The organism is Andreprevotia lacus DSM 23236 (assembly GCF_900176275.1).
Classification (GTDB): Bacteria; Pseudomonadota; Gammaproteobacteria; order Burkholderiales; family Chitinibacteraceae; genus Andreprevotia; species Andreprevotia lacus.
Window position 1 is genome coordinate 18,925 of record NZ_FWXD01000003.1, and the last position, 19,106, is coordinate 38,030.

The window sequence follows — 19,106 nt, forward strand, 5'->3', positions numbered from 1 at the left end:
CAAAGCAGCATGAGTACCCACACACTGCGCGCCGCCAGCGTGCAATTCCAGCACCGTGCCAGCGACAAGGCCTACAACCTCGGCCGCATTGCCGACTTCACCCGCGAAGCAGCCGCTGCCGGCGTGCAACTGCTGGTGTTCCCGGAAATGTGCATCACCGGCTACTGGCACGTACCCAAGCTGGATGTGGCCGCGCTAGAAGCGCTGGCCGAGCCGCTGGCCGGCCCGTCAATCAGCGCGGTGCGCACGCTGGCCGCCATGCACGGCATTGCCATCGGCGCAGGCTGGCTGGAGCGTGCCGACGACGGGCGGCTGTTCAACAGCTACGCGGTCTGCATGCCGGATGGCAGCCAGCACGTGCACCGCAAGCTGCACGCATTCGAGCACCCGCATATCCACAGCGGCGAGCGCTATACCGTGTTCGACACGCCCTGGGGCATACGCGCCGGCATCCTGATCTGCTGGGACAACAATCTGGTGGAAAACGCCCGTGCCACTGCGCTGGCTGGCGCCAGCCTGCTGATCGCGCCGCACCAGACCGGCGGCACCAATTCGCGCAGCCCGCATGCGATGAAGCCGATACCACTGCAGAAATGGCACGAGCGCGTGAGCAACCCGGCCGCCATCGAAGCCGAATTCAGGGGGCCGAATGGGCGCGAATGGCTGCTGCGCTGGCTGCCGTCGCGCGCGCACGATAACGGCATGTTCGTCATCTTCAGCAATGGCGTGGGGCAGGATGAGGACGAGGTCCGCACCGGCAACGCCATGCTGCTCGACCCCTATGGCCGCATCATTGCCGAAACCTGGGCAGCCGCCGATGCCATGGTAGTGGCCGATCTGGACCTGGGCCTGATCGACATGAGCACCGGCCAGCGCTGGCTGCGCGGCCGCCGGCCCGAGCTGTATGAAGTGCTGACGCAACGGCGTGGCGACGAATTGGACCCACGCGCCGCACGCTTTTCAACGGCCAGCACCCACAAGGAAACGTAAGATCAATAACAGAAAAAACTACTATAAGTCATTGATTTCTTGACATTCAGTAGGTGATTTCCCACGCTGGGTACACCCGCGCAGCAGCGCGGGATACTCATAATGGAGGAGTCATCATGAAACCGACCGTACTGGCCGGGCTGCTTTGCCTGTTCGGCGTCAACGCCGCATGGGCGTGCACGCTGCCGCCGCAAGCCATCATCACCCTGCCGGCCGGCATCGACGGCAAGCTGCCTGTCATGCCGCCCGATGTTGCACCACTGCCAACACCGGTGCCGGCCACAACTCCGGCCCCAGGCACGACGCCAACCCCGACGCCTTACCCCAGCACCTGCCCGATGAGTTCTTACTACGGCACGACCGCCACCATGCCGTCGCTAAACAATCAGGAGGTCACCGACCGCCTGGGTGGCAACATCAACAGCACGCCGCTGGCGCCGGGCTGGTTGCCGACGCAGGTTTACCTCGCAGGTGCCAAGGCTTCGTTCAATGGCAAGAACTACACCGCCAAGTGGTGGACACAGGGCCAGCAGCCCGACACCCCAAACGGCGCATGGCAGGAAGATGCCAACGCCAGTGGCGTGCAGGTCTGGAGCGCCACCCGCGCCTACAACAACGGCGAGCAAGTGGTTTACGACGGCAAGCTGTATCGCGCCAAGTGGTGGACCCAGAATGAAATCCCGGGCGCCAGCGAATGGGGAGGCTGGGAACTGCTGGGCGACCCGCCTGCCGGCACCATTGATACCAGTGCCATGCCCGACGCGTTCAGCATCCAGGTCAGCAAGACCAATGGTCAGCTGATCCTGAACTACCTGGTCAACCGTACCATTACCCACACCTTTGTCACCAATGGCCAATGCGGTGCCAGCGACAACAAGAGCCCGGTCGGTCCCTTGGCCGAGCGTTGGGAGGTACGACTGGACGGCGTGAAGGTTGCCGATGGCATGCTCAATCCACCGCAATCCTCCGGCTTCCCCCCACCCCCGCCGGTGGCCGTCGGCCCCGATGGCAAATGCCTGCCGGCCGGCACCACAGTGTGGACCGCTGTAGAAGGCCAACAGCAAAGCGGCAGCGCCACCGTCCCGGTGGGCAGCTCGCGCTTCCTCAGCGTCTGGGCCTGCAAGGGCACACAGTGCCGTCCGACCAAGCTGCTGGATCACGGTTTGACCGGCAAGGCCACCGTACCGCCGCCACGCTACATCAATCCCTGATGCTGCTGCGGTAGCGAAAAGGCGAGTCATCCGGCTCGCCTTTTTTGATCCGCTCGAAATACAGCTGCCTGCGTTGCGTAAGTTTTCACGCGTGGCTCGCCACGCTCGGCGAGCAGTCGTACCCGCATGCTGCTTGAATCCCCTCCAAGCGTGGCCACCTCTAACATAAATGTAACAAAAACGATACAACACACATCGCGCCGCAATCCGCCAGATGCCTTGCTCCAACAGCGCAAACTAATGTGTAAGCTTTTGATTTGTTGACATTAATGCCAACAGCATCAACGCTGGCTACACCCTTTGCAACAAGGGCCCACAATAAGGAGGAGTAGTCATGAAACCATCATCGATGGCTGCAATGTTGTGCCTGCTGGGCCTGGCCGGCCCGGTAATGGCGTGCTCGCCACTGCCACCCGTCATCGTCAAGCTGCCGGCCGGTCTGGACGGCAGGCTGCCGGTCATGCCGCCGCTGCCCGATCCCAACTATCCGTATATCCCGCCTGCCACTTCAGGCATGTGCGGCACCCCGGCGCGCTTTGGCTACAACGCCAACGTGCCGGCACTGAGCAACCAGGAAGTGAGCGATCGGCTGGGCAGCCCGGTTACGCCACTGGCGCCCGGCTGGCTGGCCAGCCAGATTTACAACGCGGGCGATCAGGCCTCGTTCAACGCCAAAAACTACAGCGCCAAGTGGTGGACGCAGGGCCAGCAACCCGACACGCCCAACGGCGCCTGGGATCTGTCCATCGACCCGCTGGCCCTGCCCAACTGGGATGCCACCCGCGCCTACAACGCTGGCGAGCAGGTGATCTACGCCGGCAAGCTCTATCGCGCCAAGTGGTGGACACAGAACGAACAGCCGGGCAGCAACGAATGGGGTGCCTGGGCACTGCAGGGCGATGCGCCGGCCACCAGTGTGGATGTGAGCAAGCTGCCGGGCGATTTCACTGTGAGCGCCGTCAAGACCGATGGGCAGTTGTTCGTGAGATATACAGCCTATGGGCAGACCAGCGTGGGTTATACCCAGATGAACAACTGCCAGATCGAAGTTCATCCCCCCATGCCTGACCCGACGCTGGCCGATAGCTGGGAAATCCATGTCGACGGTGTGAAGGTGTTCTCAAGCCCATTGGGTGCACCGTACAGCAGTGCCATCCCGCCTGCGCCACCGGCGCTGCGAAACCCGGACGGCAGTTGCGTCAGCGGGATTCACGGGCTCCCCGGCGCCACGGTGAATTTGACCTCGACCGCCAGCACCACCGTGCCGCTGGGTACCTCGCGCTTCGTCAGCGTCTGGTCGTGCAAGGGCACGCAATGCCGGCCGAGCAAACTGTTCGACCACAGCCTGACCGGCCAGCCGACCACCACACCGCCGCTATACGTCGCCCCCTGACCGGGTAACGCGTATGCCGTGGCGGGCATCCAGCCCGCCATGGTGCAAGCATCAATCCTGCAGCGGCACCCAGATCTGCATGGCGCCATACAGATCACTGCCGACGGCATCGGCATACAGCTCGAAGCTGGGGGCATAGGCCATCTGCTCGCCCGATTGCGGCAACCAGCGCTGCATGATTTCCTGCCAACCGGCAGCAATGAAGCGGCCAAACTCGGCCTGGTCTCGCGCCGGCTGCGTGGTATAGACCGCATAGCGCCCTGCCGGCACGCTGACGATCTCATAGCCCTCGGGCGCCACCGTGCCTGGCGCCACCGGCACCGTTGCGGCATAGCGAAAGCTGGTGGTTACGGGGTCGTAGTCATACATCACCCCGTAGATTTGCCCCTGCTCGTGCAGGTGACCGGGCAGATCGCGCAGCTTCTGCTCTGTCGCCACGCGCTGCCAGAAAGCTGGAATATCACGATGGTTGTGCCCGTCGTGCAGGTCAGTGCTGATGGATAAACCCAGCGTAATGGCGCCGGGATAGCTCAAAACGGATATCGACATGGATCGCCCCAAAGAATAGTCATCAAGCAGCGAAATCATAACGTCAGCCCGATGAAAAATACATCGGTGAATGCAGGCACAGTGCGGCAAGGGCCGCTACATTGGTGAAAGACATGCACGGTATCCTGCCCGCCAGCGTGCCATACCGGCACCGTGGGCAAGGCGGCCGTGCCGTGCTACCTTCTCTGCCTTGCCTGCCCCGTTGCGTGGCGTGGCCTGTTCCAGCAATGCGGTACCACATAGCGAATCAATGAAGCGGCGGCTTTCCATCTATAGCGATGCAGAAATTGCACAACGGCACCGGCGCCTGAGCGGCTCGGCGCTGTGTTCGCTATTGCTGCACGCCGTGTTGCTGATGCTGCTGGCACTGGCACTGCCACCGTTGAGCAATGGCACCGAAGACGCCGGCAGCGGCCTGCTGATCAGCCTGGCGCCGGAAACGCTGGCCCAGCCCGAAGACATCACCCCCGATACCCAAACAGCACCGCCGGCCGATACGTTGCCACTGCCCGCGCCGCACACACCGCCACAGCAAACGCGCCATGCCGCGCGCAGCGACAAGCAAAATGCACACAACGCCCGCCAGAAAGCAGCGCCCCCACCCCCAGCCGAGCCGGCCAAACCGGCACCCGCCGCGCCGGCAGAGCCGGTGGCCGTGACGGAGTTCTCCAGCTACGCCGTGCCACCGCACAAACAGGACAAGGACAATACCCCTGCCAGCGCGCCTGCAGCCTCGCAGCCGGCACACGCCCCCCTGCCCCAACCGAGTGCCGCCCCCGTCCCCCCCACGGCAACGCCGCACCCGGCCCAGCCTGTCGCCCATGCAGCATCCGAACCGATGCCGACCGCGGCCCCGAGTGCGACGCCTGAACCCGCCACGCTCGCAACGGCAGCCACACCGCAGCCCAGTGCCGTACCCAGCCCGCGCCCCACCAGCGCGCCCACTGCAGCGCCGGCACCGACAAATACCCCAGTCCCCAGCCCGGCCCCCACGCAGCAGCCTTCGCCGCTGCCAACCCTACAAGCGGCCCCGACACCGCAGCCCACGGCACGCCCGACCGCAGCGCCAACCATCGCGCCCAAACCCACGCAGGCCCCCAGCCCGCAGCCCACCGCACCGGCCACACCGGTACCGACAGCGGTCGCCACCCCCAACCCGACACCGCTGCCGACACGCGCGCCCACGCCGCTGCCGCCAGCCACCAGCACACCACACCCGGCGCCAACGCATGTGCCGCTGCCTACCCCCAGTGCCTTGCCCAGCCTGCCGCCGACGGCCGCGCCGGCACGCGCTGCTGCAAGCGCCCCGGCACCAAGCAGCACGCCGGCCCCGCGTGCAGCAGTGACGCCCTTGCCAGCCAGCCGTCCCGCTGCCGTGGCGGCTTCGCGCGTAGAAGCCACCGCACAGGCCCAAAGTGCCAGCAAGCCGGCCAGCACCAGCCCGGCACCACAGGCAGCCAGCGCCACCGCACGCAGCGCAGCTTCCACCCCGGCTTCGACCACCACGCCGGCAACGCGGGCAGCCAGCACCGTTGCCAGCCGGCCGGGCAGCGGCATCACGCCACTGCCGACCACCGGCAGCAGCCCGACTGGCGGCAAGAGCACCGCAGCCGGGCAGAAGCAGGCTACGGCAGAAGGCACGGGGGTGGGCAACGGCAAGCCGGCCGACAGCGGCGCGCGCGGCAGCAACAGCGGCAACGCGCCAGCCAAGGAAGTGGTGGTGGGCGATCTGGGCAGCCTGCTGGCCAAGCCGACGGCGGCACCGGCGCTGAACACGCACTACACGCCCCCATCGGCAGAAACCAACCGCTTTGGCCGTGGCACCTTCACCACGCCGCAACTCGATACCGCGGCACGGGTGCGTTTCAGCTTCTGGGACGGCAATGTGCGCAAGAAGATCGAGCGCATGGGCCTGCTCAACTTCCCGCGTGATGACAATGGCAAATCGCTGTATGGCCGCGTGCGGCTACGCCTCATCCTGAATGGTGATGGCCGGCTGGTGCGCTATGAATTGCTCGAATCATCGGGCAACCCGCAGCTCGATGCCGGCGCCCAACGCATCGTCGATGCCGCCAGCCAGACCTCATACGGGCCGGTGCCCGAAGCCTCGCTCAACGAACAGGGCCAGATCGTGCTGGACCGCACGCTGATCTTCGACAAGGACGGCACCGGCCTGCTGTCGCAGTAGCGCTGCTGCGCAAGGCTTGGTCGGCGGCAACCATGCCTAGGGTCAGAACGGCGCAGCTGCCTCGAACTGCATGGCCGCGCCGCTGACCGGGTGGCGCAGCGCCAGCAGGCGCGCATGCAGCAGCAAGCGCGGCGCATGGCCCATCCACTCGCCGCCGTACAACGTATCGCCCAGCATGGGGTGGCCGATGGCCTGCATGTGCACCCGTAACTGATGGGTACGGCCGGTCACCGGCTCCAGATCGACCCGGCTGGTGTTAGCCGCCGCATCGTAGCCGGTGCGCCAGTAGCGCGTGTGTGAGGGCTTGCCGATCTCGTGGTTGACGTGGTGCAGCGGCCGGTTGGGCCAGTCCACGCACAGTGGCAGGTTGACCTCTCCCTCCTCGGCAATCTGGCCGCCGACCACGGCGGCATAGCGCTTGTCCACCTGCCGGTCCATGAAGGCCACGCTGAGCGCGCGCTGCATGTCCGGCCCACGCCCGAATACCACCAGGCCCGAAGTATCCATATCCAGCCGGTGCACCGTCATCGCATCGGGGTATTCAAGCTGCACGCGGCTGAGCAGGCAATCGGCCTTGTCATCACCCCGCCCCGGCACGGCCAGCAGGCCGGCAGGCTTGACCACCACGATCAGGTGATCGTCGGCGTGGATCAGATCAAGCCCGGTATGGGCGGGTGGGCTGTAAATGCTCATGAAAACTCCGGTCGAGCGCGCGGTTTTACCAGCCGGTGATCAGACGGGCAAGCGGCATGCAGCGCACATTGTGCGACAATCCGCCCTCTTTGCATCACCGGGCCGACCGGACGTGGCCATCATGGACAAGAAACTCATTCACATCTCCACGCTGGAGAACCTCGATACCTGGGCACGCTACCGCAACGGCATGTGCCTCGATTGCACCTCGGCGTGCTGTACCATGCCGGTCGAGGTCAAGCTGCCCGATCTGGTGCGCATGGGCGTGGTCGACCCGTTCGAGGCCGAGCATGAACAGCCCAAGCAGATCGCCAAGCGGCTGCAAAAAGCTGGCGTGGTCGCGCATTTCAACTTCAAGCACAGCGTGTACACGCTGGCGCAGCGCGCCAGTGGCGACTGCACCTATCTGGATGCCGAAACACGGCTTTGCACAATTTACGATGTGCGGCCCAATACCTGTCGCAATCACCCCAAGATCGGCCCCCGCCCGGGCTATTGCGCCTATCGCAACAAGTAAACGCGATGCCTTACACGCTTGCCGCACCGGTACACAGCCTGCTGGAGATCAAGAAAAGTCGCTTCATCGGACTGGTGATGCCGGTGGCCGACCGGCCTGCCGCGCAAGCCATCGTGGACCGCCTGCGCGCCGAGCACCCCGAGGCGGTGCATGTGTGCTGGGCGCTGCTGGCTGGCGGTCATTCGGCCGCGGTTGACGATGGCGAGCCGGGCGGCACCGCCGGCCGCCCCATGCTGGAAGTGCTGCGCCACCAGGATCTGGAAAAAGTCGTCGCGGTGGTGGTGCGTTATTTTGGCGGGGTAAAGCTGGGCGCAGGTGGACTGGTGCGCGCCTACACCGATACCGTCGCACAGGCACTGCTGCAAGCCGAAAAAGTACCGCTACGCGCAATGCGCGAGCTGCACGCGCAGGTGCCGTATGCACTGGAAGGCCTGCTGCGCCGGCTGGTGCAGCAACAGGCCGATGCCACGTTGCTCGACGTACAGCACGCCGATGCGGTCACGCTGAGGCTCAGCCTGCCTGCTGATATCGCAGCGGCATTCCAGCAACAGGCCAGCGACGCCTGCCATGGCGCGCTGGTCTGGCTGAAGCCGGATTGAACCGGACGCCCATCTGCTGGCGGCCTTGCGCCGTGTAGCACTGTCACGGCGCTACGCGGCGTGAATCAAGCTCATGCCGTGTAGCCCAGCTGGCGATAAATGCCGGCGCTGTCGCGCGCGCCCCAGCGGCGCGTGATCAGGCCGTTGCGCAACTCGAACCACTCCATCGCCACCGCTTCATAAGTCTTGCCGGTAGCCGGATGATGAAAAAACTGGCCGACCGCGCGACCGGATTCGTTCAGGCGCAACGCCACGCTGTGGCCTTCGGCCACCAGATCGACCACCTCCAGCTTCATCTGCAGCGCTTCGTGCAAGCGTATCCAGGTGGGCAACACATCGTTGAGGCGGCCCCAGCCCAGCACGCCATAGACCACAGCATCGTCGGCAAACAGCTTTTGCATGGTCTGCCAGTCACCACGATTGAACGCATCCACATACTGCCGGATCGCGGCCTTGTTGATATCGGTGCTCATGATGGTCTCCCCCTTTTGATTGATGTGCCCCGGCGTTACAGCCGGGGCGTGATGAATATTGCAAACGCCTACAAGGCAAGATGCATGTCACTGCCCTTGCCATGGCCCACGTTCAGCTTGCGCGTCTGCGTGTGGCCGTCGCTGCTGGCCACCAGCGTGTACTGGCCTGCCGGCAGCCGGGCGTAGAAATACGGGCCGCGCGTTTCGGTATCGATCACCACCTGGCCATTGCGGTCGCTCACCACCACATGCACACCGGACAGATAGGCGCCGGACTTTTCGGTGAGCAGCACGTGCACGTTGTAATCACCACGCTGGCTCCTGATCTGCGCCAGCTCTTCGTCGCCGACACCACCGCTGATGAAGTCGGCAGCGCCCATCCGGTCTGCAGCATAAGCCGGTGCAACAAGCAGGCAAGCGAGTGCAGCAGCCTTGAGCACGGTCGTTTGTAGCAGCTTCATGAGTATCTCTCCTTGTTCAGGTCATGCCGTCATCCATTGCGGCAAGCAACACCGGTCGGAACGGCACGGTTTAGAGGCCACTTCATTAAACCGCTATTGCGCACGCATGTTCAGCCACAATTCACGCTGTGCAGCGCCAATTCTGCCGAAGCGCCTGTCATGTACTCACGGCCTGGTCTGCGTGCCATCTGCATCAAGCACTCGGCAAAGCCGGGTGCTCACCGTCTACTGAGCGAGCAACGAGGGCGCTTCGCTTGTTTGAATCCACGCCCCCCGCCCTCGCCGCTGCGAGGGGGCCTCGCTGTCGCTCGTCAGTGGCACGAACAAGATCATTGCGAAGCTGCCGTTCAAGCCAACAGGCCCCACAAAGCACCGCTATCCGTCCGGCAGGGCAGACAAGCCAGGGCTGCAACGGCAAAATAGCAGCATCAATACTGCTGCTGCCGTCCATGAACCAAGATGATGTGATCGCCGCCACGCGCCTGTGGCTGGAAAAGGCCGTGATCGGCCTGAACCTGTGCCCGTTTGCCAAGGCGGTATACGTGAAGAACCAGGTACGCATCGTGGTAAGCGAGGCACGTCACCTGGATGGCTTTCTGGAGGACCTCGACCGCGAGCTGGATTATCTGGTTGCTGCCGATCCGGCCGAAACCGATACCACCTTGCTGATCCACCCCACCTTGCTGGCCGACTTCCTCGTGTTCAACGATGTCACCGGTATTGCCGAAGAAGCAGTGGAAGAACACGGGCTGGAGGGGGTGATCCAGATTGCCAGCTTCCACCCGCAATTCCAGTTTGAAGGCACCGAGCCGGACGAGATCAGCAACTACACCAACCGCGCGCCCTACCCCACGCTGCACCTGCTGCGCGAGGACAGCATCGCGCGCGCCGCTGCGGCCTTCCCCGATGCGGCGGCCATTTTCGAGCGCAATATCGAGGTACTGGAAAAACTGGGGGTGGCCGGGTGGGAGTCGCTGGGCCTGAAACGCTAAGGCCGCGCAATGCGCGGCCTCGGCTGACGTCTGTCCATCGCCCCGGCATCGGCCGGGACTGGTGGCGTCACTTTTTCTTTCTGGCGAAAGGAAAGGCCAGCTGCTTCAGATAGCCATTCGGCACATAGTCACCCAGCACGCCATAATCGCTCGGCCATTTGCGATCTGATTTCACGGCTGTACCGAACAGGTAATCGAGGAAGGCAAAGTGCGCGGCGTAGTTGCGGTCCAGCGCTTCGCGGTCTTGCGAGTGGTGCCAATGGTGGAAGTTGGGCGTGACCAGGATGTAGCGCAGCGGCCCCAGTCGCACGTTTACATTGGTGTGATTGAACACCGCCTGGAAGCCCACGATGATGATGTAGGCGTCGATCACGTCCTTGGAGAAACCCAGCACGAAGATGGGCGCCAGCACCAGGGTGCGGGTGATGATCAGCTCCAGGATGTGCTGGCGCGAGCCGGCCAGCCAGTCCATGCTTTTCACGCTGTGGTGGACAGCGTGCAGACGCCACAGCCACGATACCTCGTGATAGGCGCGATGCGTCCAGTACTGCACCAGATCGGCCACCAGCACGATGAGGAACAGCGCCACGCCAAACGGCAAATCCTGCACCCATTGCTGGATGCCGTCACGCACCGCCCAGCCAAACAAGCGGTGCACCAGCAGATTGGTGGCCAGCAGGATGAAGCCGACCACCATGTGGTTGACGATGAAATGCTGCAGGTCGGTCTGCCATTCCGGGCGGAATACCGGCTGATCGCGCCGCAGCGGGAACAGTTTCTCGACAAAAATGAAAATCAGGCTGGAGCCCAGCAAGTCGAGAATGAACCAGTCCAGCCCGATATACGGGGTGTGCTGCGCGTAAGGCTGCACCGGCACCTTGCTGCCGCCCAGCAGGGCTGCCAGCACCACCAGTGCAAAGGCGGCGGCAGACAACCAGCGCGCACGGTCCAGCACGATATTGGCCAGCGCAACACCGCCACTGGCCACCATGGACCAGAACAGCAGGGTGCGCATTGCGTCGGGGTTATAGACCTCGCGCAGCTGGGGGGTGGTCAGATAGGCCGGAAAGTGAAACGCCAGCACGCCCAGAAAGCACATCAACCCCAGCATCAGCGCAAACACGCCGGTAGCCAGGCCATTGCCAAAATAAATCCGCCCGTGCGAGGTCGACAGGCGGTTCAACTTGTCCAGCATCACCATTTTTCCGCAACAAAATTGTAGCGACGCTAACATATTTCACTTTCGTCAGGGAAATGTATGTTTCATGTTGTTTAAAATGGAATACACCTGCCAATTCAGCAAAAAAGTAACAGCTAATACACATTGCTGCAGCTTGTTCGCGTGATACTCGCCCGTAAAGAAGCGATTGCCACTATAGTAATCATCAAACTTACAAGTCGGACTTGGGAATGGCATTTCGCCTCGGATTGCGCGGCAAGCTGCTGCTGGCGCTGATCGTTTCAGCATTGCTGACCTTGCTGCTGGCCGGTGTGCTCGGCTGGCAGGCGGTCGATTCAATCCGCACGCATCTGGGCGATGCCTATGCGCGCAACTTCACCCTGCTCAACCGCGAGCGCATCGTGGCCCCCGTCTCGCGCGAGCTGGCACTCTCCTTGCGGCTGGCGCATTCCGAAGTCACGCGCCGCTGGCTGCTCGACGAAGACGACACAGCCCTGCGCAGCATTGCCTTCAAGGAAGCAGAGGGCTATCGGGAAGACTTCCGCGATCACTCCTACTTCGTGATTTCGGCGCGCAGCAACCAGTATTACTTCAACGACAGCAAATCCACCTTCAGCAGCGCGCCGCGCTACCGCCTCAACCCGGCCTCGAGCAACGACGGCTGGTTCTTTGGCACCATGCGCAACACCACCGATTTCAACATCAATGTCGATCACGACGTCAAACTCGGCCTGACCAAGATCTGGTTCAACGTCATCGTCAAGAACGGCAAGGAGGCCATTGGCCTTGCCGGCACCGGGCTGGACCTGTCCACCTTCCTCAAGGATTTCGTCGGCACGCATGAACGCGGCGTGACCGCCATGGTGGTCGATGCGCACGGCGCCATCCAGGCCCACCCGGACGGCAGCCGCATTGCGCTCAATTCTGCCGTCAAGCAGGCTGGCAACGACCAATCGCTGTATGGCCTGCTGTCGCGCCCGCAGGATGCCGCCGCCGCCGAGACAGCGCTGACCCAGGCCGCCGCCCACCCCAGCGATGCCGTACTGTTCTCGGCCATGCTGCAAGGCAAGCCGCAGCGCTTTGCCGTAGCCTGGCTGCCTGAGCTGAAATGGTATGTCGTCACCGCTGTCGATCTCGATGCGGCTCAGGTGATCGACGACCAGTTGCTGCTGCCCGTTGCCATTGCCGCCATGCTGCTGTTTGTCGGTGCGGTTGCGCTGTTCGTCTACACCGTCAACCGCTTGCTGATCCGGCCGCTGCTGCAGCTGGAGCAATCGGCGCGCACCATTTCCTCCGGCGACTATGCCGTGGCGCTGCCACCGGCCCGGCATGATGAAATCGGCGCCCTCACCAATGCCTTCGGCAGCATGGTCAGCAAGATCCAGCGCCATACAGAAGAACTGGAATCCACCGTGCGCCTGCGTACCGCCGAGCTGGTGCAGGCCAACCAGCAGATGGCGGCCGCGCACAAGAAGATCAGCGATTCCATCACCTATGCCAGCCTGATCCAGCGGGCCATCCTGCCCGAGCAGGCACTCAGCAGCACACTGGGGCCGGCACAGGCGGTGCTGTGGCAACCGCGCGATACCGTCGGCGGCGACTTTTATGTGTTCCGCGCCTATGCCGACGGCTACCTGATCGGCGTGGTGGACTGCGCCGGCCATGGCGTGCCCGGCGCCATCATGACCATGCTGTCCACCTCGGCGCTCGATCAGGCGCTGGTCGAAGCGGACGTACGCAACCCGGCCGCCGTGCTGACCCGGCTGGACGCCATCGTGCGCGGCAAACAGCTGGATGAACGCAACGGCATGATTGCCACCAGCATGGACTGCGCGCTGGCATGGGTCAGCGCCAATGCAGACAGCGTCACCTTCTGCGGTGCGCATCTGCCGCTGTATTACCATGACGGCAGCACGGTGCAGGTGCTGGCCGGCAATCGCCGTGCCATCGGCGAGCGCCAGCCGGGCGAATACACCAATACGCGCCTGGACGGGCTGCGCGCCACCTTCTATCTGACCACCGATGGCCTGCTTGACCAGGCCGGCGGCGAACGCGGCTACGGATTTGGCAATACGCGCTTTGCCGATATGATAAACATGCATGCCGGTTTGCCTTTGGCCGAACAGGTCGGCGCCTTTGCCGCCACGCTGGCCGATTATCAGGGCACACATGCCCAGCGCGACGACATCACCCTTGTTTGTTTCCGTCCGGCCTGAATGCCGGCACCCACGGCCTTGCGGCCGAGCAGAGAGATCGCATGGAACTACTCGACTTACATGCCTTGCAGCAGACCTACAATGCCCAGCGCATCCTGCTGTGCTTCAACGGCCCGCTCACGCGCAGCCTGATTGAAGAAATCGGCACCGCGCTGCGCAACTACCTGCAAAGCGCCAATACCACGGCGTCGGCCTCTACCGATGTATTCGGCGCCTATATCGAAATGACGCAGAATATCCGCCACTACGCGGCGAGCAAGGGCTGGGAAGACCACGAGGCCAGCGCCACCGTGGTCATCGCACGTGATGCAGAAGACCGCTACGTGGTATCGGCCGGCAATCTGGTCGATGGCGCCGACGGCGACGTACTGCAGGCCCAGGTGCGGGCGCTGGCCGCCATGGACAAGACCGAGCTCAAGACCGCCTACAAAACCCAGCTGCGCAAGCCGCGTGATGAAGACAGCGGCAGCGGCGCGGGCCTGGGCCTGATCGATATCGCCCGCCGGGCAGCGGCACCGCTGGCATGCAGCCTGCGGCCCCTGCCCGACGGTCGCGCCTTTTTCAGCCTCAGCGTCGTGATCTGATGTCGTGCCCGGCCAGGCATCTGCAGCGATGAGTGAGCCGGTCAAACAACAAGAAACCTACAGGTAGTACCAAGCCATGAATGATTTGCACATCCCTGCCAGCCAATCCACCCCGGAAATCCGCACCGACAGCGCTGCGGGTACCCTGCTGATGCGCGGCGATTCCTACCCGGAAAACTCCTTCGAGCTGTTCTCGCCCCTGCTGGGCTGGGTGCAGCGCTATCTGGCCGAAACCGTGCAGCCGCTGGTGCTCAACCTGCACCTGCTGTACCTGAACACCAGCAGCGTGAAGGTGATGATGGAGATTTTCGACAATCTCGAAGAAGCCCATGCCGGCGGCCGCACGGTCAGCGTGAACTGGCACTATGATCAGGAAAACGAGCGCGTGGCCGAGCTGGCCGAAGAGTTCAAGGAAGATTGCAGCTTTCCGTTCAATATCGTGCAGCAATAAGGCCGGCCATGAACGACGTCACCCCGCTGGATCTGCGCATCGAGGCACTGCTGGCCGATGCGCAGTACGACGACCATCCGCTGCGCGGCGCACTGAACGAGCTGTATGGCGAGTTCCGCTCGCAGTTGCACCTGATCGAGCGCGTCACCCATGTCTCCGACCTTTATCAGCACATGGCGCGCGAGCAAAACCAGTCGCTGCTGGAGCGTTACCGCCGCCAGCTGAAAAAGCTGGAAAAGATCGCGCGTATTTCCGATCGCTATCAGGCCGTGATGCGTGACTTGAACGAGGCGCTCAAGGATGCCTCCAACCACGACGCGCTCACCGGTCTTGCCAACCGGCGCATGCTGATGGATGCGCTGCGCACCGAATCCAACCGCCTGCTGCGCCAGGGCCGGCCAATGACGCTGGTGCTGGCCGACATCGATCACTTCAAGCAGATCAACGACGCCTACGGGCATGAGCGTGGCGATGCCGTACTGGTGGACATTGCCCGTGCCATGGCCTCGTCGGTGCGTGAATACGATCTGTGCGGCCGCTGGGGCGGCGAGGAATTCCTCATCGTGATGCCGGAAACCGGCCTGCCCGAAGCACTGGAAGCCGTCGAGCGCATGCGCCGCGCAATTGCCGCGCTGCACGTGGTTGCCGGCGAACACAACGTGACCGCCAGCTTCGGCGTGGCCGAGCACCTGCCGGGCGATCATCTGTCTGCCACCATCAGCCGGGCCGATACCGCGCTCTATGCCGCCAAGAAGCTGGGGCGCAACCGCTGCGAAGTCGCCCCTGCCGGCAGCCAGCCGGCCAGCCCCGCAGCAGACTGACCACCTGCCTGGCGCACCGGCTGCACGGCTTGTTGCGCGCGGCATCCGACAGCCGTTCGTCGGCAATCCGGCCGCATAGTCGGATGCTGACAGTTTCTGGGTGCGGCAATTACTGCACTATTCAAGCATGGTCTACTCCGTCCATGCGCCTCCATGTCACCCAGCCGGCCCAGATTGCTGCCACCATTGACGCTGCGCCTGCATCATCTGCGCGGTGGTGCCACGTGGCTGTCGTTTGGCGCGCTGCTGTCGCTGCTGATCATCATCTCGGTGCTGATCCTGCTGCCCCTGCGCGCGCAACAGCGTGCCACCATGGCCGATCTGCGCGAAACCGTGGTAGCGCGGGCCACCCTGATCCAGTCCCGTCTGAACGAAGTGTCCTACCAGGTGCAAATCCAGCGCGAAGCTGCGGAAGCGCTGCTGGAACCGCATACCCCGCTCCCCCCCTCCCCGCTGTCGGCCTATCTGGGCAGCAGCGATGGCGCACCAGGCTTGAGCCTGGCGCTGGTCCCCTCCGAGCTGGTGCCGGCGCGTGTGGGCAATCTTGTCCTGAACGCCAGCGCGGCCAGTCCCGACCTGCAACGCGAAACCCAGATGGCGCTGTGGCTGTTTCCACTGCATCGCGCCGCACTGCGCACCACCCCCGATCTGGCGTGGGTGTATTACCTGTCGGCCGGCCCGCTGTATGCCGTGTCGCCCTGGGTGCCAGTACGCGAACTGCACGACCGGTCGGCCGGCGGGCAGCCCGGGTTTCTGCTGCGCCCCAACAACGACGACTTGCTGACCCGGGCCGCCCCCGCCCGCAACCCCGGGCGTGCGGCCTTCTGGACCCAGCCCTATGTTGATCCGGCCAGCCAGCAGCTGCTGGTCAGCCACGGTGCACCGGTGTACGAAGGCCGGCATTTCCGTGGCATGGTGGGGGCAGATCTGCGACTGGGCTTTCTGCAACAGGCGCTGGATACCCGGCACCTGTCGGGCGGGCGCCTGCTGCTGGTACGCAGCCCGACCGCCAGCCTGGCCGAGGCACGGCTGATTGCGGGCAGCAATCAGCGCATCAACCCGCGTATCGCGCCCACGCTGGCCATGCAACTGGGGCTGAATGCGGGCGAGCTGGACGACAAGCTGGCGCAAAGCGGCGAATTCCGCCACAGCGGCACGCGCGAACTGATTGCCGTGCCCATCCCCGATGCCGGCTGGTGGCTGGTTTACGAAGTCCCCAGCGGCCGGATCATGCTGAGCGTGCTGGAGCAACTGCAACCTGCCGCCATGGTCGTCGCCGTGCTGCTGCTGTTGCTGGTGTTCACCTATCACCGGCTGCACCGCAGCACGCTAGCGCTGCAACGGCTGGCCATGCGTGATCCGCTCACGGGGGCCTTCAACCGCCGCGCGCTGTTCGAGGCCATGGAACGCGAGCGCGCGCGTTACCGTCGCGGCGGGCATCTGTACGGGCTGATCATGGCCGACATCGACTTCTTCAAGCAGGTCAACGACCTGTACGGCCACGCCGCCGGCGACGAAGTACTGCGCGTGATCACGCGTGTACTGCAGACCGACCTGCGTGATACCGATCTGCTGGCGCGCGTGGGCGGCGAGGAATTCGTCATCCTGCTGCCGCACAGCGACCCTGCCACCGCACTGGCCACGGCTGAACGCTTGCGCCATCAGGTAGAACAGACCGTGGTGCAAAGCGGCGACAACACCATCCAGGTCACCATCAGCCTGGGCGTCACCGTCCCCGCCTACGCCGGAGAGGAAATCGACCTGACCTACCAGCGTGCCGATGTGGCGCTGTATTCAGCCAAGTTCTCCGGGCGCAACTGCAGCAAGTGCTTCTTCATGCACGAGTGAAGCCGCGCACAAAACCCGGCAACGCGGTGCTGGCAAGGCGTGCAAAACGCAGCCAGCGGGGGTTTGTTTGCGGCTACTCCCTCAAGCTCGGCTGTCCATCACCCCGGCCAACAGCCAGCGCTGCGTGAACACAAAGCACAGCAACACCGGCAGCGCCGCCAGCACCACGGCGGCCAGCACCAGGCTGGTCGAGGTGGCAAACGGCCCGGTCAGATCGTGGAAGATGCCCACCGCCAGCGGCATCTTCATCCGGTCGCTCAGCACCACCGATGGCCACAGGTAGTCATTCCACGCGCTGACGAAGGTAAAGATGGCCAGCGTGGTGACGGCCGGCCACGACATCGGCACCGCAATGCGCCACATCACCTGCCATTCGTTTGCACCATCGACGCGGGCGGCCTCCAGCGCATCGGCCGGCAGGGCCTCGAAATACTGCTTCATCATGAACACGCCGAAGGCGCTGGCGATATTGGGCAGCATGGCGGCGCCATAAGTGCCCAGCCAGCCCAGCTGCGACAGGGTGAGGAAGTTGGGCACCACGCCGATTTCCATCGGCACCATCAAGGTGGCCAGCAACAGGCCGAACAGCCAGCGCCTGCCGGGGAATTCCATGTGCGCCAGCGCATAGCCAGCGGGAATGGCCAGCAACAAGGTGGCCAGCACGGTACACAGCGACAGCAGCAGCGAATTGCCCACGTAGGTAAAGAACGGGATTTCGTTCAGCACGCGGCCGAACCAGTACCAGCCCGGATCACGCGGCCAGAACGCCTGCGGAAACCGCCAGATGCCGGACGGGTCTTTCGACAAGCCCACCGCCAGCGCCCAGAGGAAGGGAAAGGTCATCAGCAAGGCGCACAGCAGCAGCGCTGCATAGTGCAGCGGCAGGGCCAGCGCCCCCAGCCGGATGCGCCGGGTCTGCACTGCAGCCGGCAAGTTCAGGGCCAGTTGCTCGGTGCTCATACTTCCTTCCCCCAGATGCCTTTTTGCCCGAAGTAGCGGAACTGCACCGCCGCCACGGCAAAGCAGATGATCATCATCACCACCGCTGCTGCGGCGGCCAGCCCAAAGCTCTGGCCATGGAACGCCGCGCCGTAGACAAACATCAGCAGGGTGATGGTGTCCGAGCCACCGCCGGTCAGCACCAACACCTCCTGGAAGGTTTTCAGCGCCCCCATAGTGGCCAGCAGGGTACACAGCAGGATGACCGGCTGCAGCGCCGGCAGGGTGACGTGGCGCAGGCGTTGCCAGAAGCCGGCGCCGTCCAGCAGCGCGGCATCATGCAGCGCACGCGGCACCGCCTGCAGGCCGGCCAGATAGAGCACCATGTAATAGCCGACGTTCTTCCACACCGCGAAGATCATCGCGGCATACAGCGCAAACTGCGGCCGGCCCAGCCAATCCATGTCTGCCCCCGGCCACAGGTGGCTCCAGTCCAGCATGCTGTTGAGCAGGCCGTCATACTGGAACACATAGCGCCATGCCACTGCCACCACCGAGACCGCCACCACCACCGGCAGGTAGTACATGGTGCGAAACCACCCTGCCCCCGGCAGCGCACGCCGCACCAGCAGCGCCAGCCCCAGTGCACCGATCTGCAGCGCCGGTACGGTCAGCAGGAACAGCAGCGAGTTTTTCAGCCCCCGGATAAAGTAATCCGATTCGGTCAGCGCCACATAGTTGGCAAATCCGTTCCACGCCGTGGCGCGCTCGGCCAGGAAGTAATCCATCAGCGACAGCCAGAGGTTGCACAGCAGCGGCCACAGGCTGAACAGCGCAAACGGCAGCAAGAACGGCAGCACGAACAAGATCCCGGTATACGGGCGCACGCCGGGTCTGGCCATGCTGCATCCTTGCAAGCGATTGACGATATGATGTTTTCCGGCAAACCATGGCTTGCGTCAAGGCATGCGCTGCATGGCCCGTATGCATGTCGCGCATCC

Annotated in this window: 19 protein-coding genes; 12 read left to right on the forward strand and 7 right to left on the reverse strand. The window is 63.8% G+C overall.

Annotated features, from left to right (window positions below; all coding sequences use genetic code 11):
- Positions 1-9: 9 nt before the first annotated feature.
- From B9A19_RS03175 to B9A19_RS03185, 3 genes are all read left to right on the forward strand, one after another.
- Positions 10-990 carry a nitrilase family protein gene (locus B9A19_RS03175; RefSeq protein WP_084089272.1) on the forward strand — a complete coding sequence of 327 codons (981 nt, stop codon included), beginning with the start codon at positions 10-12 and terminating at the stop codon, positions 988-990.
- 116 nt (positions 991-1,106) lie between these two features.
- Positions 1,107-2,201 (forward strand): carbohydrate-binding protein, encoded by a 1,095-nt coding sequence (locus tag B9A19_RS03180; protein ID WP_084089105.1) that lies wholly within the window; start codon positions 1,107-1,109, stop codon positions 2,199-2,201.
- A gap of 334 nt (positions 2,202-2,535) precedes the next feature.
- A complete protein-coding gene (locus tag B9A19_RS03185; protein ID WP_084089106.1) occupies positions 2,536-3,594 on the forward strand; it encodes a carbohydrate-binding protein in 1,059 nt (352 codons plus the stop codon).
- Positions 3,595-3,645: 51 nt separating this feature from the next.
- Here B9A19_RS03185 and B9A19_RS03190 read toward each other — a convergent pair whose 3' ends face one another.
- Positions 3,646-4,143, reverse strand: coding sequence for a GyrI-like domain-containing protein (locus B9A19_RS03190; RefSeq protein WP_176216747.1), 498 nt, complete (start codon positions 4,141-4,143; stop codon positions 3,646-3,648).
- A 250-nt stretch (positions 4,144-4,393) separates the two neighbouring features.
- Here B9A19_RS03190 and B9A19_RS03195 point away from each other — a divergent pair, with 250 nt between their 5' ends.
- Positions 4,394-6,331 carry an energy transducer TonB gene (locus tag B9A19_RS03195; protein ID WP_084089108.1) on the forward strand — a complete coding sequence of 646 codons (1,938 nt, stop codon included), beginning with the start codon at positions 4,394-4,396 and terminating at the stop codon, positions 6,329-6,331.
- A 42-nt stretch (positions 6,332-6,373) separates the two neighbouring features.
- Here the strand turns inward: B9A19_RS03195 and B9A19_RS03200 are convergent, their stop codons facing one another.
- On the reverse strand, positions 6,374-7,024 hold the full coding sequence (locus B9A19_RS03200; protein WP_084089109.1) for a pseudouridine synthase: 651 nt from the start codon (positions 7,022-7,024) through the stop codon (positions 6,374-6,376).
- Positions 7,025-7,145: 121 nt separating this feature from the next.
- Here B9A19_RS03200 and B9A19_RS03205 point away from each other — a divergent pair, with 121 nt between their 5' ends.
- On the forward strand, positions 7,146-7,541 hold the full coding sequence (locus B9A19_RS03205) for a YkgJ family cysteine cluster protein (RefSeq protein ID WP_084089273.1): 396 nt from the start codon (positions 7,146-7,148) through the stop codon (positions 7,539-7,541).
- A gap of 5 nt (positions 7,542-7,546) precedes the next feature.
- Positions 7,547-8,140 (forward strand): IMPACT family protein, encoded by a 594-nt coding sequence (locus B9A19_RS03210; RefSeq protein WP_084089110.1) that lies wholly within the window; start codon positions 7,547-7,549, stop codon positions 8,138-8,140.
- A gap of 71 nt (positions 8,141-8,211) precedes the next feature.
- On the opposite strand, the gene B9A19_RS03215 is transcribed toward B9A19_RS03210, so the two are convergent.
- Together B9A19_RS03215 and B9A19_RS03220 are read right to left on the reverse strand one after the other, a co-directional pair.
- The gene (locus tag B9A19_RS03215; protein ID WP_084089111.1) at positions 8,212-8,613 is read right to left on the reverse strand and encodes an ester cyclase; all 402 of its coding nucleotides are present in this window, start codon (positions 8,611-8,613) and stop codon (positions 8,212-8,214) included.
- Positions 8,614-8,681: 68 nt separating this feature from the next.
- The gene (locus B9A19_RS03220) at positions 8,682-9,074 is read right to left on the reverse strand and encodes a carboxypeptidase-like regulatory domain-containing protein (protein ID WP_084089112.1); all 393 of its coding nucleotides are present in this window, start codon (positions 9,072-9,074) and stop codon (positions 8,682-8,684) included.
- A gap of 449 nt (positions 9,075-9,523) precedes the next feature.
- Here B9A19_RS03220 and B9A19_RS03225 point away from each other — a divergent pair, with 449 nt between their 5' ends.
- Positions 9,524-10,066, forward strand: coding sequence for a DUF1415 domain-containing protein (locus tag B9A19_RS03225; protein ID WP_084089113.1), 543 nt, complete (start codon positions 9,524-9,526; stop codon positions 10,064-10,066).
- 67 nt (positions 10,067-10,133) lie between these two features.
- Here the strand turns inward: B9A19_RS03225 and B9A19_RS03230 are convergent, their stop codons facing one another.
- Positions 10,134-11,261 (reverse strand): sterol desaturase family protein, encoded by a 1,128-nt coding sequence (locus B9A19_RS03230; protein ID WP_217806976.1) that lies wholly within the window; start codon positions 11,259-11,261, stop codon positions 10,134-10,136.
- Between the two features lie 215 nt (positions 11,262-11,476).
- On the opposite strand from B9A19_RS03230, the gene siaA reads away from it, so the two are divergent.
- From siaA to B9A19_RS03255, 5 genes are all read left to right on the forward strand, one after another.
- A complete protein-coding gene (siaA, locus tag B9A19_RS03235) occupies positions 11,477-13,462 on the forward strand; it encodes a biofilm regulation protein phosphatase SiaA (protein ID WP_084089115.1) in 1,986 nt (661 codons plus the stop codon).
- A 41-nt stretch (positions 13,463-13,503) separates the two neighbouring features.
- Complete coding sequence (gene siaB, locus B9A19_RS03240; protein WP_084089116.1) at positions 13,504-14,046, forward strand: biofilm regulation protein kinase SiaB; 543 nt, start codon at positions 13,504-13,506, stop codon at positions 14,044-14,046.
- Between the two features lie 76 nt (positions 14,047-14,122).
- Entirely contained in the window at positions 14,123-14,497 is a 375-nt protein-coding gene (siaC, locus tag B9A19_RS03245) for a biofilm regulation phosphoprotein SiaC (RefSeq protein ID WP_084089117.1), read from the forward strand.
- Positions 14,498-14,505: 8 nt separating this feature from the next.
- The gene (siaD, locus tag B9A19_RS03250; RefSeq protein WP_084089118.1) at positions 14,506-15,318 is read left to right on the forward strand and encodes a biofilm regulation diguanylate cyclase SiaD; all 813 of its coding nucleotides are present in this window, start codon (positions 14,506-14,508) and stop codon (positions 15,316-15,318) included.
- A gap of 153 nt (positions 15,319-15,471) precedes the next feature.
- Positions 15,472-17,166: a GGDEF domain-containing protein gene (locus B9A19_RS03255; protein WP_084089119.1), complete on the forward strand. Its 1,695-nt coding sequence runs from the start codon at positions 15,472-15,474 to the stop codon at positions 17,164-17,166.
- Between the two features lie 81 nt (positions 17,167-17,247).
- Here B9A19_RS03255 and B9A19_RS03260 read toward each other — a convergent pair whose 3' ends face one another.
- Both B9A19_RS03260 and B9A19_RS03265 read right to left on the reverse strand, forming a co-directional pair.
- On the reverse strand, positions 17,248-18,126 hold the full coding sequence (locus B9A19_RS03260; RefSeq protein WP_084089120.1) for a carbohydrate ABC transporter permease: 879 nt from the start codon (positions 18,124-18,126) through the stop codon (positions 17,248-17,250).
- On the reverse strand, positions 18,123-19,007 hold the full coding sequence (locus tag B9A19_RS03265) for a carbohydrate ABC transporter permease (protein ID WP_084089121.1): 885 nt from the start codon (positions 19,005-19,007) through the stop codon (positions 18,123-18,125). The genes B9A19_RS03260 and B9A19_RS03265 overlap by 4 nt, the downstream gene beginning before the upstream one ends.
- Positions 19,008-19,106: the final 99 nt, after the last annotated feature.